This is a genomic window from Pseudomonas sp. MN1F (assembly GCF_009391885.1).
Taxonomy (GTDB): Bacteria; Pseudomonadota; Gammaproteobacteria; order Pseudomonadales; family Pseudomonadaceae; genus Aquipseudomonas.
In genome coordinates this window covers 27,676-43,406 of record NZ_VZII01000044.1, presented here as the reverse complement: position 1 = coordinate 43,406, position 15,731 = coordinate 27,676, and the positions used below count along the sequence as shown (strand labels likewise).

General features: G+C 63.6%; 16 protein-coding genes. 6 read left to right on the top strand and 10 right to left on the bottom strand.

The genetic code is table 11. The features are described 5' to 3' along the window. Window positions 1–205: 205 nt before the first annotated feature. The 3 genes from mksB to mksF are packed head-to-tail and all read left to right on the top strand — an operon-like array spanning window position 206 to window position 5,008. Complete coding sequence (gene mksB, locus F6X59_RS21860) at window positions 206–1,483, top strand: Mks condensin complex protein MksB (RefSeq protein WP_178120123.1); 1,278 nt, start codon at window positions 206–208, stop codon at window positions 1,481–1,483. Continuing rightward, window positions 1,473–2,180, top strand: a complete 708-nt coding sequence (mksE, locus tag F6X59_RS21855; protein WP_152958079.1) for an Mks condensin complex protein MksE — start codon at window positions 1,473–1,475, stop codon at window positions 2,178–2,180. The genes mksB and mksE overlap by 11 nt, the downstream gene beginning before the upstream one ends. Next, the gene (gene mksF / locus F6X59_RS21850) at window positions 2,177–5,008 is read left to right on the top strand and encodes an Mks condensin complex protein MksF (RefSeq protein ID WP_152958078.1); all 2,832 of its coding nucleotides are present in this window, start codon (window positions 2,177–2,179) and stop codon (window positions 5,006–5,008) included. The genes mksE and mksF overlap by 4 nt, the downstream gene beginning before the upstream one ends. Window positions 5,009–5,156: 148 nt before the next feature. Here mksF and F6X59_RS21845 read toward each other — a convergent pair whose 3' ends face one another. From F6X59_RS21845 to rplU, 5 genes are all read right to left on the bottom strand, one after another. Then, window positions 5,157–5,618 (bottom strand): CreA family protein, encoded by a 462-nt coding sequence (locus F6X59_RS21845; protein ID WP_152958077.1) that lies wholly within the window; start codon window positions 5,616–5,618, stop codon window positions 5,157–5,159. Next, complete coding sequence (gene proB / locus F6X59_RS21840) at window positions 5,615–6,733, bottom strand: glutamate 5-kinase (protein WP_085673978.1); 1,119 nt, start codon at window positions 6,731–6,733, stop codon at window positions 5,615–5,617. Before proB ends, F6X59_RS21845 begins: the two co-directional genes overlap by 4 nt. 85 nt (window positions 6,734–6,818) lie before the next feature. Beyond that, complete coding sequence (cgtA, locus tag F6X59_RS21835; protein ID WP_152958076.1) at window positions 6,819–8,048, bottom strand: Obg family GTPase CgtA; 1,230 nt, start codon at window positions 8,046–8,048, stop codon at window positions 6,819–6,821. A 188-nt stretch (window positions 8,049–8,236) separates the two neighbouring features. Next, entirely contained in the window at window positions 8,237–8,494 is a 258-nt protein-coding gene (gene rpmA / locus F6X59_RS21830; protein ID WP_003247464.1) for a 50S ribosomal protein L27, read from the bottom strand. 38 nt (window positions 8,495–8,532) lie between these two features. Continuing rightward, the gene (gene rplU / locus F6X59_RS21825) at window positions 8,533–8,847 is read right to left on the bottom strand and encodes a 50S ribosomal protein L21 (protein WP_060512528.1); all 315 of its coding nucleotides are present in this window, start codon (window positions 8,845–8,847) and stop codon (window positions 8,533–8,535) included. Window positions 8,848–9,091: 244 nt separating this feature from the next. Between rplU and F6X59_RS21820 the strand changes: the two genes are divergently transcribed. The 3 genes from F6X59_RS21820 (at window position 9,092) to F6X59_RS21810 (ending at window position 10,873) form a co-directional block, all read left to right on the top strand. Beyond that, window positions 9,092–10,060, top strand: a complete 969-nt coding sequence (locus F6X59_RS21820; RefSeq protein WP_110639765.1) for a polyprenyl synthetase family protein — start codon at window positions 9,092–9,094, stop codon at window positions 10,058–10,060. Between the two features lie 144 nt (window positions 10,061–10,204). Next, window positions 10,205–10,546, top strand: a complete 342-nt coding sequence (locus F6X59_RS21815) for a zinc ribbon domain-containing protein YjdM (protein ID WP_346653658.1) — start codon at window positions 10,205–10,207, stop codon at window positions 10,544–10,546. 81 nt (window positions 10,547–10,627) lie between these two features. Then, window positions 10,628–10,873 carry a hypothetical protein gene (locus F6X59_RS21810; protein ID WP_152958075.1) on the top strand — a complete coding sequence of 82 codons (246 nt, stop codon included), beginning with the start codon at window positions 10,628–10,630 and terminating at the stop codon, window positions 10,871–10,873. A 26-nt stretch (window positions 10,874–10,899) separates the two neighbouring features. Here F6X59_RS21810 and F6X59_RS21805 read toward each other — a convergent pair whose 3' ends face one another. The 5 genes from F6X59_RS21805 to F6X59_RS21785 all read right to left on the bottom strand — a co-directional run bounded on the left by F6X59_RS21805 (window position 10,900) and on the right by F6X59_RS21785 (window position 15,572). Then, the gene (locus F6X59_RS21805) at window positions 10,900–11,517 is read right to left on the bottom strand and encodes an FKBP-type peptidyl-prolyl cis-trans isomerase (protein ID WP_152958074.1); all 618 of its coding nucleotides are present in this window, start codon (window positions 11,515–11,517) and stop codon (window positions 10,900–10,902) included. An 85-nt stretch (window positions 11,518–11,602) separates the two neighbouring features. Next, the gene (locus F6X59_RS21800) at window positions 11,603–11,908 is read right to left on the bottom strand and encodes a DUF6482 family protein (RefSeq protein ID WP_152958073.1); all 306 of its coding nucleotides are present in this window, start codon (window positions 11,906–11,908) and stop codon (window positions 11,603–11,605) included. Between the two features lie 128 nt (window positions 11,909–12,036). Beyond that, window positions 12,037–12,525, bottom strand: a complete 489-nt coding sequence (locus F6X59_RS21795; protein ID WP_003247486.1) for a TIGR00645 family protein — start codon at window positions 12,523–12,525, stop codon at window positions 12,037–12,039. Between the two features lie 108 nt (window positions 12,526–12,633). After that, window positions 12,634–12,972 (bottom strand): hypothetical protein, encoded by a 339-nt coding sequence (locus tag F6X59_RS21790; protein ID WP_027918263.1) that lies wholly within the window; start codon window positions 12,970–12,972, stop codon window positions 12,634–12,636. A gap of 161 nt (window positions 12,973–13,133) precedes the next feature. Then, window positions 13,134–15,572: a Lon protease family protein gene (locus F6X59_RS21785; protein ID WP_152958072.1), complete on the bottom strand. Its 2,439-nt coding sequence runs from the start codon at window positions 15,570–15,572 to the stop codon at window positions 13,134–13,136. Window positions 15,573–15,731: the final 159 nt, after the last annotated feature.

The window sequence follows — 15,731 nt, the reverse complement described above, 5'->3', positions numbered from 1 at the left end:
GTTCGAAACGTCGCACATTCTAACGTTGTTGGCCCGGCTGTGCTGCAACTGGTCGGCGGAAATTTGTTGCCTGTGCCCCGCCCCAGGGGCCAGTGAATCCCCTACAAGAGCCAAGGTTATCTCTCATTACAGACCAAGGGGTGAAATCCTCCCCCCCGGATGAAGTACAATCGCCCCCTTTTTACTTGGCAACGAGTAGACGCCAATGATCGAACCCAAGCGCGTCCTGCGCGCCCTAGCCGAACACTGGGCCCTGATCGAGCCGCTGTGCGAGCGTTTCGACCAGGGCACCCTGAGCCTGGTGGAGCTGCGCCAGCAACTGGGCCGCCAGCAGGTGGAAAGCACGCCGCAGGACATCACCCAGCTGCTCGACGTGTGGATCCGCCTGGACATTCTGGTGCCAGTGGCCAAGAGCCCGAACCGCTTCGAGCTCAATGCCCAGATCCACGACTTCCTCGCCTACCTGCGCCGCGAGCACCGGTTGGGCCTGTGCCTGGAGATCGAGGCCTACCTGCGCCACCTGGAGCGCCTGGCCGGGCATATCCAGGATGCCTTCGACAACCGTGACAGCGACGACCTGGCGCGCCAGCTGCGCCTGCTCGACATGCGCGTGCGCGACGTGCTGAAGAAGCTCGACAACGACGAGCAGGCGCTGGTCGCCGTGGCCGAACGGGCCAAGACCAGCAACCGCCAGATCCCGCTGCGCCAGCGCTACGCCGAAGTACTGGCGACCTGGGACGAATACGTCGAGCCGATGATCCAGCTGGTGAACGCCGACGGCGCCTTCGAGCAAGGCGTGCGCAAAGTCGAAACCGTGCTGCTGAAGCTGCTCGGCGAACAGGCGCGCCTGGGCCACCTGGTCGACGACGACATGCTGCTGCGCACCCACGCACGCATTCTGGAAATGCAGACCAGCGCCCAGCTGACCCTGCGCCATGCCCGCGAACTGCTGCTGCCGCTGCGTGAAGAAGCGCGCCGGCACAACGCCGTGACCCGCGGCGCCGCACTGGCGCTGTCGGTGATCCGGCGAAAGGGTATCGACGCCGTGCCGCAGGCGGCCATGCCGCTGTTCACCCGCCCGCAAAGCACCTTCCTCGGCAGCGCCAGCCAGGTCGAGGCCTACGTCTACGCCCTGGCCCGCTTCGAGCCGAAGCCGGCCAAGTTCCCCAAGGCGCACAAGACCCAGAAAGGCCCGCTGCCGCGTGCGCCACGCACGGTCAAAGAGATGCTCGAGCGCTGCGAAGATGCCCTGCCACTGCCCGACCTGATGGTCTGGCTGCTGGACCAGGAGCCCGAAGGCGCCACCGACGAACTGCTCTACTGGTTCTCGCGCCTGTCGCGGGAGAAGCGCTTCAAGCGTGAACGCCTGGAGCGGCGCGAGTACACCACCCACGAACACCTGGTCAGCCTGCGCTCGTTCGCCCTGACGTCCAGCCGCGAAGCGCAACCTGAAACCCACTTGAGCCCAGCCAATGCATCTTGATCTTTCCGAACTGTCCCAGCTCGCGCCGATCTTCCGCGAGCTGTTCAAGGGCTTCCACGTCAGCCGCCGCGACCCTGAAATGTACGCCCAGCTGTCGAACTTCCAGGACCAGTACCGCACCTTGTTCAAGGCCCTGGGCTTCGAGCTGGTGTGCGACACCCGCGGCTTCTACTACTTCGTCCCCGAGCAGGCCGCCGCGCAGGTCAACAAGACTGCCCAGCGCCTGTCGCTGTTCACCTTCATCATCGTCGAGCACCTGGCCGACCAGGGCCGCGACCCGATGGCCGTGCTTGACGGCGGCAGCATCGGCCGCGATGAACTGCCCTCGCTGCTGGACAAGTACCGCGACCTGTTCCTGCAGGCCGAGGTGCAAACCGTCGACGAGCTGGAAGAAAAGATCATGCGCCGCATGACCCAGCTCGGCTTCGCCCATGAAGAAGGCGGCATCTACCGCTTCCTGCCACCGATGCACCGCTTCCTCGACGTGTGCCTGTCGGTGCAGCAGGACCGCGACCTGGCCGCCAGCCTGCACAGCGACCTGCCGCTGCCGACCCCGGTACTGGTGGAAGAAGAAAGCCCGGAGCAACTCAACCGCACCGACGACCCGCTCGACCTCACCCCGTTCGAGGGCGAGGAAAGCGAAGAGGACACCCTGGCCCGGGCCATCCGCGAAGAGCAACAGGAGATTGACGCATGAGCCAGGAACGCTACGGCATCCGCCGCTTCGCACTGCTCAACACCGCCGGCTACAGCCTCGGCCTGTTCCCGCTGGAACACCCGCTGTCGGTGTACGGTGCCAACAACCTGGGTAAATCGGCGTCGATCAACGCCTTGCAGTTCCCGATCCTGGCGCGCATGTCCGACATGAGCTTCGGCAAGTACAGCCTGGAGCAGTCGCGCCGCTTCTACTTTGCCAGTGACACCTCGTACATCCTCTGCGAACTGAACCTGCCCCACGGCCCGCACGTGATCGGCGTGGTCGGCCGTGGCCCGGGTGGCGGCTTCGGCCACCAGTTCTTCGCCTACAAGGGCGAGCTGGACCTGGCCCACTACCAGAATAACGACACCTGCCTGCGCCAGAAAGAGCTGTTCACCAACCTTGAACGCCTGGGCCTGAAAGCCTATGAGCTCAAGCCCGATGAGCTGCGCCGGCTGCTGGTCGGCGGCCACACCTCGTGCCCGCTGGACCTGACCCTGATCCCGCTGCGCTCCACCAGCGAGCAGAGCCTGAAAACCTTCCGCGCACTGTTCATCAACCTGCTGCACATGCGCGAAATCACCGCCGCCAAGCTCAAGCAGCTGTTCCTCGACGCCTTCGAGCACAGCCTGCGTTCGGGCAGCGTCGACTACATCGCCGCCTGTGAAGAAGCTTTCCGTGACGTGCGCCGCATGGAGCAGGACTACAACGCCCTGGTCGCCGCCGGCCCACTGGTCGAGGCCCTGGCCGGCGGCGTGGCTCAGCGCGACATCCTGCGCGGCAAGTTGCACCGCCTTTCGCCACTGCTCGACAACCTGCTGGGCACCTGGCAGGAATACGCCATGGCGCGCAAGGAAGAGCTGGTGATCCAGGCCGAGCACTTCCGTGGCGAGCAGGACCGCCTGCAGAACGACCAGCGTGGCGGCACCCAGGAGCTGATGCGCCTGGAGCGTGAAATCACCGGCATCCAGCGCTGGCTCGGCGAGCTGTCGGTGCTCAAGCACCGCTTTGCCCTGGTCGATGACGTCAAGGTGCTGGAACAGGGCCTGCTGGCCGCCAAGGACGCCCACGACGAACTGGCCGGCGCCCTGGCGCAGTCGCGCCAGTTCAGCGCCGAAGACCTCGACGAGCGCGTGCGCGACCTGGAAAAACGCCTGAAGCAGGTCAAGCAGCAGCTCGACCACGCCGACAACAACAGCTACGCCCGCCTGCGCGAAGAATTCTCGCAGCAGGACGTCGACCGCCTGATGCGCCTGTTCAACGGCGCGCTATTCAGCTTGCCGCTGGGCGAGCGCGGCATCGAGCTGGACGACAGCGACCTGTGGGTGAAATCCCTGGAAGCGGTGCTCGACAGCTTCAAGGGCGAGCGTTTCGAGGCCCCAGGCCTGTCCATCGACCTCTCCAACATCGACCCGCCGGCCCTGCAGGCCCTGGCCGACCGCGCGGCACTGCGCGACCAGAAGGAGCGTCTCGAGAAGGAACTGAAGCAGCTCAAGACCCAGCAGCAGGTCGCCGCCGACCGCACGGCCTCCAAGGCGCAGACAGAAGCCCTGTACCAGGAAGTGCTGGACGCCCAGAAAGCCCTGGAAGACTACCGTCGCAGCGAAACCCTGAGCGCCGAAGAGCCCGAGAAGCTGGAGCAACTGGCGCAGCTGGAAGCCGCCCAGGATGAGCTCAAGCGCTCCAGCGATGCCTTCACCGAGCGCGTCCAGCAACTGTCGGCCAAGCTGCAGTTGGTCGGCCGCCAGATCGGCGACCTCGAAGCCAAGCAGCGCACCCTGGAAGACGCCCTGCGCCGCCGCCAGCTGCTGCCGGCCGACTTGCCCTTTGGCACGCCGTTCATGGAAGCCGTGGACGATTCCATGGACAACCTGCTGCCGATGCTCAACGACTACCAGGACAGCTGGCAGGCGTTGCAACGCGTCGACAACCAGATCGAGGCGCTGTATGCCCAGGTGCGCCTCAAGGGCGTGGCCAAGTTCGACAGCGAAGACGACATGGAGCGCCGCCTGCAGCTGCTGGTGAACGCCTACGCGCACCGCACCGACGAAGCCCTGACCCTGGCCAAGGCACGCCGCGCCGCGGTCACCGACATCGCCCGGACCCTGCGCAACATCCGCAGCGACTACGACAGCCTCGAGCACCAGCTGGCCCTGTTCAACCGCGAGATCAACAAGCGCCAGGTGTCCAACCTGGAAAGCTTCCGCGTGGTGCTGGCGCCGAACAAGGAAGCGCTCAAGCACATCGACCAGATCATCCACAGCGCCGGCCAGTACGAAGAAGGCGAGACCCTGTCGGTGTTCGACCTGACCCAGAGCGCCGATCAGGACAACAAGAACGAAGAGGCCAAGGAGTACCTGGCGCGGCTGGTGGCGGCCAACCACAACCAGCTGGGCCTGAAGGACCTGTTCGAGCTGGCGTTCGAGATCACCAAGGTCAACGGCCAGCCGATCATCCACGCCGACATCGACGGCGCGGCGTCCAACGGCACCACCATGACCATCAAGGCGCTGACCAACATGTACCTGTTGCTGCACCTGATGGACCGCGACCTGGCCGGGCGCATTCGCCTGCCGTACTACCTGGACGAGGCGGCGGACATCGACGAACGCAACCAGGCGGCGCTGCTGGAGACCAGCCTGCAACTGGGCTTCGTGCCGATTCTGGCGAGCGTGAAGCCGCAGGTGTCGGCGCGCGTGGCGATCGACCTGGAAGGCGGCAGCGGGCCGAATGGCATCTACATCGACGAGGCGGACTGGAAGTACATCAGCCGGCTGGATGAAGTGAAGGCGATTGTGCGTGAGGATCAGGCCGAGGAGTTGGCCTGATTCAGGTGTATGGGGCCGCTCTGCGGCCCATCGCCGGCAAGCGCGGCTCCCACAGGTTTTGCACAGGCCCGAGGGCTGCACGGTACCTGTGGGAGCCGCGCTTGCCGGCGAAAGGAGGCCAAAGGCCTCCCGGCAATCTTCCAGGCTATCAGTGAGCCCAAGGCAGGATCGGGATCGCAGTCACCGCATTCTGCGGGCTGCCCTCGATCATGCGGTCGCTGTACACCAGGTACACCAGCGTATTGCGCTTCTTGTCCAGGAAGCGCACCACCTGCATGGTCTTGAACACCAGCGAGGTGCGCTCCTTGAACACCTCCTCACCGTCCTTCAATTCACCCTTGAAGTTGATCGGCCCCACCTGACGGCAGGCAATCGAAGCCTCCGCCCGATCCTCCGCCAGCCCCAACCCACCCTTCACGCCGCCAGTCTTGGCCCGTGACAGGTAGCAGGTCACACCCTCGACCTTGGGATCATCGAACGCCTCGACCACGATGCGGTCGTTCGGCCCGAGGAACTTGAACACGGTGGATACCTGGCCGATCTCCTCAGCCCCGGCCAGCATCGGCAGGGCAAAGACCGCCAGGGCAATGACCCGCTTGAGCAGCTTCATACCAGCACCAGGTTGTCGCGGTGCACCAGCTCCGGCTCGGCGATGTAGCCCAGCACGGCCTCGATCTGATCGGACGGCTGGCCGATGATCTTCTGCGCTTCCAGCGCGCTGTAGTTGGCCAGGCCACGGGCCACCTCGACGCCATCCGGGCCGACGCAGACCACCATCTCGCCACGGCGGAAGCTGCCCTGCACGGTCTTCACGCCGACCGGCAGCAGGCTCTTGTTCGCTTCACGCAGCGCCTGCACCGCACCCGCGTCGAGCACCAGGGTGCCGCGGGTCTGCAGGTGGCCAGCCAGCCACTGCTTGCGCGCAGCCAGCATGCCGCGCTCAGGCGACAGCAGCGTACCCAGGCGCTCACCGGCCTTCAGGCGGTCCAGCACGCGCTCGATGCGGCCACCGATGATGATCGTGTGGGCGCCGGAACGGGCTGCCAGGCGCGCGGCGCGCAGCTTGGTCTGCATGCCACCACGGCCCAGGGCGCCACCGGTACCACCGGCCACGGCATCGAGCGACGGGTCGTCGGCGCGGGCTTCGTAGATCAGCTGGGCCTCAGGGTTGTTGCGCGGGTCGGCGTCGAACATGCCGTCGCGGTCGGTGAGGATCACCAGCAGGTCGGCTTCCACCAGGTTGGCCACCAGCGCGGCCAAGGTGTCGTTGTCGCCAAAGCGGATCTCGTCGGTGACCACGGTATCGTTCTCGTTGATCACCGGCACCACGCCCAGGTCAACCAGGGTACGCAAGGTGCTGCGGGCGTTCAGGTAACGCTTGCGGTCGGACAGGTCATCGTGGGTCAGGAGGATCTGCGCGGTGTGCTTGCCGTGCTCGCCGAAGCTCGTTTCCCAGGCCTGCACCAGGCGCATCTGGCCGATCGAGGCCGCCGCCTGCAGCTCGTTCATCGCACTCGGTCGCGAAGTCCAGCCCAGCTGGCTCATGCCGGCAGCCACGGCCCCGGAGGAGACCAGTACCAACTCCACGCCTGCTTCACGCAGCGCGACCATCTGCTCGACCCATACGGCCATGGCGCCGCGGTCGAGGCCCTTGCCATCGGCGGTCAGCAGGGCACTGCCAATCTTCACGACCCAGCGCTTGGCGCCCGTCACCTTGCTTCGCATCTTCTTCCAACCTATGTCGAATCTGTAGATACCGTGGATACAAAAACGCCGCTCCTGGGAGCGGCGTTTAGTGTACTGCAACCGATCAGTCGCGCACGTAAATGATTTCCGGGCCGTCTTCGTCGTCCTCGAAATCATCGTCCCAGGCATCGTCGTCGTCGCCGATGTCGTGCACGCTCTTGACGCCGGTGCGACGCAGGGTACGGGCGTCGTCCAGGGCCTGCAGCTGGGCGCGGGCTTCGTCTTCGATGCGCTGGTCGAGGTCGGCCAGCTCTTCGGCGTAGGCCGGGTCGTTGGCCAGGCGGTCAGCACGGTCTTCGAGGTAGCGCATCAGGTCGTGGCTGAGCTTGTCGGTGCCCTGCTTGGAGATGGCCGAGATCACATAGACCGGGCCTTCCCACTCCAGGCGATCGATCACTTCCTGAACGCGCTCATCACGCTCGTCGTCCATGACCATGTCCGCCTTGTTCAGCACCAGCCAGCGCTCACGCTCGGCCAGCGACGGGCTGAAGCGGGTCAGCTCGTTGACGATCACTTCGGCGGCATCGGCCGGGCTGCTTTCGTCCAGCGGCGCGATATCGACCAGGTGCAGCAGCACGCGGGTACGCGCCAGGTGCTTGAGGAAGCGGATACCCAGGCCGGCACCGTCGGAGGCGCCTTCGATCAGGCCGGGGATGTCGGCGATGACGAAGCTCTTCCAGCGGTCGACGCTGACCACGCCCAGGTTGGGTACCAGGGTGGTGAACGGGTAGTCGGCGACTTTCGGCTTGGCAGCCGAAACCGAACGGATGAAGGTGCTCTTGCCCGCGTTCGGCAGGCCCAGCAGACCAACGTCGGCCAATACCTTCATTTCCATCTTCAGGTCGCGCTGCTCACCCGGCTTGCCTGGGGTGGTCTGGCGCGGCGCACGGTTGGTGCTGGACTTGAAGCGGGTGTTACCCAGGCCGTGCCAGCCACCCTGCGCAACCATCAGCTTCTGGCCAGGGGTGATCAGGTCGCCGATCACTTCCTGGGTCGAGGCGTCGATCACGGTGGTGCCGACTGGCACGCGCAGGAACAGGTCTTCACCCTTCTTGCCGGTGCAGTCGGTGCTGCCACCGTTGGAGCCGCGCTGGGCTTCGTGGTGGCGGGTGTAGCGATAGTCGACCAGGGTGTTGAGGTTTTCGTCGGCAACCATGTACACCGAACCACCGTCACCACCGTCGCCGCCGTTGGGGCCACCGTTCTCGATGAACTTCTCGCGGCGGAAGCTCATGCAACCGTTACCGCCGTCACCGGCTTTGACCCGAATGGATACTTCGTCAACAAACTTCATTGAAAACCGCCTCTCGCCTGCGGGCGAGTTGAATACTGAAAAACCTGAGGCTCTTGCAAAAATGAGCGCGGCGGCCCCGTACGACCGAAGAAACCCACGCCGGCAGCCCAAACAAACAGCTTTGCAAGAGGCTCACCACAAACGAAAAAGCCCCGTCGCATGACGGGGCTTCTGGAGCGACGTCGCGATTAGGCGGCGACGATGCTCACGTAACGGCGCATGAACTCGCCTTTCTTCTCGAACTTGATCACGCCTTCGATCTTGGCGAACAAGGTGTGATCCTTGCCCATGCCAACGCCGTAGCCAGCGTGGAATTCGGTGCCGCGCTGACGGACGATGATGTTGCCTGGCTTGATAACCTGGCCGCCATACATCTTCACGCCAAGGCGTTTCGATTCTGAGTCGCGACCGTTACGAGTACTACCACCAGCCTTCTTGTGAGCCATGGTTCAATTCTCCAAATAAATTCAGGGGACCGAGGCGATTAAGCCTGGATACCGGTGATTTTGATCTCGGTGAACCACTGGCGGTGGCCCATACGCTTCATGTGGTGCTTACGACGACGGAACTTGATGATGCGAACCTTGTCGTGACGGCCTTGCGAAATGACTTCAGCAACGACCTTGGCGCCGGCGACGACTGGTGCGCCGATGGTGACTTCTTCACCGTTGGCAACCAGCAGAACGCGATCGAAGGTTACGGATTCGCCAGTGGCGACTTCCAGTTTTTCGATCTTGAGGAATTCACCTTCAGCGACTTTGTACTGCTTGCCGCCGGTAACGATTACTGCGTAAGACATGGTATTTCTCCGATAATCCTGCTCACCCAGCGCTTTATAGGATAAGTATTGGCTGGCATGGCTGCACGGGGCTGGAACGGCCCTGTGCAATTGCGTAAGGCAGGTGCTGCCCAGGAAGTTAGGGTGCGCGATTGTACGCAACCGCGGTTTTGCTTGCAAGTCCCGCCCCCGGCCTGCGGGCACCGCGCCTTGACACACCGGGACCCGCGACCTAGCATGCCGCGCAACCTCACTGGAGCAGCCGATGCAACCCCAAACCTTCTACCGCGCGGTAGCTGAAGATTTCAGCGCCGTCGACGAGATCATCAAGAAGCAGCTGACCTCGCGCGTGCCGCTGGTATCGAAGATCGGCGACTATATCACCTCCGCCGGTGGCAAGCGCCTGCGCCCACTGCTGGTGCTGCTGTGCGGCAAGGCCCTGGGCCGTGAAGGCGACGACCTGCGCCTGCTGGCCGCGACCATCGAGTTCCTGCACACCGCCACCTTGCTGCACGACGACGTGGTCGACATGTCCGGCATGCGCCGTGGCCGTTCCACCGCCAACGCCCTGTGGGGCAACGCGCCGAGCGTGCTGGTGGGCGACTTCCTCTATTCGCGTTCGTTCGAGATGATGGTCGAGCTGGGCTCGATGCCGGTCATGCAGATCCTCTCCAAGGCCACCCGGGTAATCGCCGAGGGCGAAGTGCTGCAGCTGTCGCGGGTACGCGATGCCAGCACCACCGAAGAGGTCTACATGGACGTCATCCGCGGCAAGACCGCGATGCTGTTCGAAGCCTCGACCCACAGCGCCGCAGCGCTGGCCGAGGCCAGCGAAGCGCAGCGCGAAGCCCTGCGCACCTTCGGTGACCACCTGGGCGTGGCCTTCCAGCTGGTCGACGACCTGCTCGACTACGAAGGCGATGCCGAGGCCTTGGGCAAGAACGTCGGCGACGACCTGGCCGAAGGCAAGCCGACCCTACCGTTGATCTACACCATGCGTGAAGGGACGCCGGAGCAGGCTGCACTGGTGCGCAAGGCAATCCAGAAGGGTGGCCTGGAGGATCTGGAGCAGATTCGCGAGGCCGTCGAGGCGTCGGGCGCACTGAAGTACACCGCCGAGCTGGCGCGTGACTACGTCAAGCGTGCCATCGAGTGCCTGGAAGTGCTGCCAGCCAGTGAATACCGGGATGCGCTGGTTGAACTGAGCGAGTTTGCGGTCGCCCGTACTCACTGACAGACCGAGTCGCCTTCTTCGCGGGCCAGCCCGCTCCCACAGGAGCGTGCTGGCCCGCCTTGCATTTGTCCGGACAAAAATACTTCTCCCGCTAGACCTTATACAATATGGGCCTTTAACCGCCTGTCTGTTTAAGGAACCGAAGTGAGCACTCTGCCACCCTGCCCCAAATGCAACTCCGAATACACCTACGAGGATGGCACCCAGCTGGTCTGCCCTGAGTGCGCCCACGAGTGGTCGGCCAGCGGCGAAGCCGAAGCGGCCAGCGATGATGCGGTGAAGAAGGATTCGGTCGGCAACGTCCTGCAGGACGGCGACACCGTTACCGTGATCAAGGACCTCAAGGTCAAGGGCTCGTCCCTGGTGGTCAAGGTCGGCACCAAGGTCAAGAACATCCGCCTGTGCGACGGCGACCACGACATCGACTGCAAGATCGACGGCATCGGCGCCATGAAGCTGAAGTCGGAATTCGTGCGCAAGGTCTGATTACAAAATCCGCCAATTGGCGCTTGCTATTCTGATAATAAGAATTATTCTCATTGGAACCGCTTTCCAAGGAGAATAGCCATGACTTATCTGATCGACGCCTGGCTGGACCGCCCCCACCCCTATCTGCGCATCCTTCATCGGGAAACCGGTGAGGTGTGCGCAGTGCTCGAAGAAGAAGCACTGGACGAGCTACGCGACCAGGGAGACCTGGATCTGTACGGGCTGAATTCGAGTGAGCCGGGGGTGCTCAAGGAGCTGGTGCGCAACCTGTTTCTGTTCTGCTATGCACGGGCCTTGCGCCCAGGGGGAACAGACTGGAATTGAGGCCGGCAGCGCCGGCCTCAACGGCATTACAGAACGTCGAGCAGCTCGACGTCGAACACCAGTACGCTGTGCGGCGGAATGCTGCCAACGCCTTGGGCGCCGTAGGCCAGCTCGCTCGGCACGTACAGGCGCCATTTGCTGCCGGCGTTCATCAGCTGCAGGGCTTCGGTCCAGCCAGCGATCACGCCGCCAACCGGGAATTCAGCCGGCTGGCCACGGTCGTAGGAGCTGTCGAACACGGTGCCGTCGATCAGCGTGCCGTGGTAGTGGGTGCGCACGTTGCTTTCGCGGGTCGGCTTGGCGCCTTCACCTGCGGTCAGCACTTCGAACTGCAGGCCCGAAGCCAGGGTGGTGATGCCGTCACGCTTGGCGTTTTCGACCAGGAATTCCTTGCCAGCGGCAGCGGCGGCTTCAGCCTTGGCGGCAGCTTCGGCTTGCATCACGTCACGGATGACCTTGAAGCTGGCCGACAGGTCGGCTTCGCTGACACGGCTTTCGGCGCCGCTGAATGCGTCGGTCAGGCCGGCCAGGATGGCTTCCAGGCTCACGCCTGGCGGCGGGTTGTCGCGCAGCTGGCCGCCCAGTTGACGGCCGATGCCGTAGCTGACGCGCGTTTCGTCGGTGGACAGGTTGAGTTCGGACATTGTCGTGCTCCACTGCAGGGCGCAGTGCGGCCGCGCCCTTGATGAAAAGGGCGAGCAGCCTAGCACACTGGGGCGCCGCGAGCAGCTACCAGGCCGAACGCTGGGAAATCGGCACCTTCAGGTCTTCTTCCGGGTGCGTGCCCATGCCGCACATTTCGTCCTGTACCGACCAGTGCACGAGGTTCATCGACACCATCGGAATGGCCTGAAGCAACTTGCGAGCATCTTCCACCGAGTGCACGCGCAAGCGCTCACCACGGGTATCGGACAGGGGATGGGGATGGCCTTTGACCCGGGCCTCGATCAGGTAGTCGCCGCCTTCGATGGCAATGAGGTTCAATTCCTCGACATGGCCCGCCCTGGCCTCGGTGTTGAGCTGTTGCAGGTTCATGAGAGCACCTCGCTATGGGAACCACGCATGAGTGCTCATTTTTTGTACGGAGCGGCCGAAAGCACAAGCCAGAAACGGCACCGCCCGTCCGTTTTGCAACAGCCGGGCGGTGTGACAGGCAACCGCACTCAGTGCTTGGTCAGCTTGTCCAGGTAGCCCATGCAGAAGGCCGAGACCACGAAGGTCATGTGGATGATCACGTACCACATCAGGTAGTCGGTGGAGATGTTCTGCGCATCCATGAACACCCGCAGCAAGTGGATGGAAGAAATCGCCACGATCGAAGCGGCCACCTTCATCTTCAGCGACGAAGAGTCCATCTTGCCCAGCCAGTTGAGCTTTTCCTTGCTCTCGTCGATGTCCAGCTGCGACACGAAGTTCTCGTAGCCGGAAATCATCACCATCACCAGCAGGCCGCCAACCAGCGACATGTCGATCAGCGACAGGATGACCAGGATCAGGTCGGCTTCACTAAGGGCGAAAACGTTGGGCAGGACGTGGACAACTTCCTGGAAGAACTTCAGCGCCAGGGCCAGCAGGCCGAGGGACAGACCGAAGTAGATGGGAGCGAGCAGCCAGCGCGAGGCATACATCGCGTTTTCGAGAATACGTTCCATGGAGGGTTTTGAACTCGTCAGGTGACTGGAAAATCGGCCGCGAGTATAGCCAGCCACCTGTGACAGCAAAAGCCTGCGGCCGGATGCCGCAGCGCTGGGTATGTATGCTCAGGTTTCAGGGTGGAACTGATAATCCCCCAGGTTGCGGCAGCGTTCGCCGTTGATCCGCCGTAGCTGAGCCTGCAGGTGCAGGCACCAGATCTGTGGATCGTCGGCCACCTGATACCCATGCAGGGTCAGGCTGTCGACGATGGCACTGAGCACGGATTCGGCCACCATCGGCCCATGAAACGGCCCCTGGGCCTTGATTGCAGAGGGTTGTTCACCGGCCATGCCGGCGGCGAACAGCAAGGTCCACATGCCATTGTCGCCGGCCAGTGGGCGGATGCTGCATTCGATGCGGGTCACCAGGCCCAGGCACTGGCGAGTAAGGCTGAGGTTGCGCATGGCCGCGTCCCCTCCAATGAGCCCTGTTCAGCCTGAAACCCAGGCTGTTTCCATCCTGAACCCTGATACCGTCCTTAAGTTCCAGCATAGAAGAACAGCACAGAAAGATGGAAAACCGGCGCTGAACGGTAGCACATGGCCGCCAGCGCCGTTTTATTGACTCAGGCCGGTTTGGCCTGGGCAATGACCTCTTCCAGGCGTTCCTTTTCTGCCTTCTCGATCTCTTCCTCGCTGATCATCTCGGCGATCTCGCGCAAGCGCTCGACCACGCGGGCGTTGACGCTGCCTTCGGTAAATACGCCTTGGTCGTTGAGCTCGCCAGCATCTTCGCCCACCAGCAGGCTCAACGCTTCATCGGCCTGGCTGACCGCATAGACGTGGAACATACCGTTCTCCACCGCCTGCAGCACGCGCTCGTCGAGCATCAGCGTGGCGACGTTGGCGCGCGGAATGATCACCCCCTGCTCGCCCGTCAAGCCACGAGCCTCGCAGAGGCGGAAGAAGCCTTCGATCTTCTCGTTGACCCCACCCACCGCCTGCACTTCACCGAACTGGTTGATCGAGCCGGTGATGGCGAAGCACTGCTTGAGCGGCGTGCGCGACAAGGCCGAGATCAGCGTGCAGGCCTCACCCAGCGAGGCACTGTCGCCATCGACATAGCCGTAGGACTGCTCCAGGGCGATGCTCGCGGAAATCGCCAGGGGGAATTCCTGGGCATAGCGGCTGCCCAAGTACCCGGTGAGGATCATCACCCCCTTGGAGTGGATCGGCTGGCCGAGGTTGACCTCGCGCTCGATGTCGACGATGCCGCTGCCGCCCGGGTAGACGGTGGCGGAAATGCGTGCCGGCATGCCGAACGCCGAGTCGCCGACTTCCAGCACGGTCAGGCCGTTGCACTTGCCGATGGCCGCGCCTTCGCTGTCGATCAGGATGATGCCGGCGAGCATGTCGTCGAGCACCCGCTGCGAAACACGCCCGGTGCGGGTGGCCTTGGCCTTGAGCGCACGCTCGATGTGCCCGGCGTCGGTCATCTCGTCGTTGGCCAGCTGGCGGATGAAATCGGCCTCGCTGACCAGCTGGAACAGGTCGCCGATGCGTGCCGACAGGCGCGACTGGTTTTCTGCCAGGCGTGCGCTGTAGGTGGCCAGGCGCGCCACCGCATCGCTGGTCAGCGGTGCCATGCCTTCTTCGTTGGTGCGGGTGCGCAGCAACTGGGCGAACTGCTCGAGGTTCTCGTCGACCATCGGCATGTCTTCGTCGAAGTCGACCAGCACGCGGAACATCTCCTGGAAGTCCGAGTCGTGGTCCTGCAGCGCGTAGTACAGCTGGCGTGAACCGATGATCACCAGCTTGATGTTCAGCGGGATCATCTGCGGCGTCAGGCTGACCGTGGCAACACGGCCCAGCTCGCCCAGCGGCGACTCCATCTTCAGCTTGCGCGACTGCAGGGCGCGCTTGAGGGCATCCCAGACGAACGGCTCGCCCAGCATCTTCTCGGCTTCGAGAATCAGGAAGCCGCCGTTGGCGCGGTGCAACGCGCCCGGGCGCAACTGCCGGTAAGAGGTGTACAGCGCCCCCTGGTCGGTGCTGTATTCGATGCGGCCGAACAGGTTGTCGTAGGTCGGGTGCGGCTCGAACACCACCGGCGCCCCCCCGTCAGCGTGGTGGCCGACCACCAGGCTTGGCGCGTACTGCTCTTCCAGCAGCTTGCGCGCAGCCGCGTCGGTCTTGCTGTCTTCAACCAGCTGCTCGACCACGGTGCGCAGCAGGTTCAGCTGCACGGACTGCAGGTAGGCACAGACCGCTGCGTTCTCGGCGTACTTTTCCGACAGCGGCGCCAGCAATGGCTGCAGGGCCAGGGTGATGGTTTCTTCGTTGAGCTGGCGCAGCTGGTTGTTCGACTCGCGCTTCCACTGCGGCAGGCTGGCCAGCTCCTCGTTGAGGCGCTCCTCAAGCAGGGCGATGTCCTCGTGGAACTGCTCGCGCACCTCTTCGGGCAACTGGGCGAATTCGGCTTCGTCCAGCGCCTTGCCGTCGGCCATCGGGGTGAAGGCGACGTTGCTGGCATCGCGGTACAGGGCCACGTCCTTTTCCAGCGAGGCGCGTTCGATCACATCCAGCGCACGGTCATAGCGCTGGTTGAAGGCGCGGTCGATGGCGCCCTTCTTCTGCTGGTACGACGGGTGCTCGAACACCGCCGGGAAGGTCGCCAGCAGGTTGTCGATCAACCCGTTCATGTCGCTGATGAACTCGGCCGCGCTGCCGGAAGGCAGCTCCAGTGCACGTGGCTCGCGGGTGTCGTCGAAATGGTTGACGTAGAGCCAGTCGGCCGGGGTCTGCTGGCGCTTGCCCTCGGCCTTGAGGTAGCGCTTGACGAAGGAAAAGCGGCCGGTGCCCGGCTCGCCCATCACATAAACGTTGTAACCAGGGCGCGGCATGGCCACGCCGAACTGCAGGGCCTCGACAGCACGCTCCTGGCCCAGGACTCCGCGAAACGGCTCCAGATCGTCGGTATGGGTAAAGGCAAACTGCTCGGGGGAGAAACGCCGGGTCAGGGCTTCAGGCGCGAGACGCAGGCGCGCAGCGACAGGATCGGGCATTGGGTTTCCTTACTTCGGCGGGGCAGATACGCAGCATTCTGGCGCTGCCCGCGCGCGCCTTGCAAGGCTCCGCTGGACTTTATGTCGCAGCGGCGACGCTGTCATGTACGAGCAAATTTTTCGCAATCAACAACGCAACCTTTAGATCATGCCTAAACT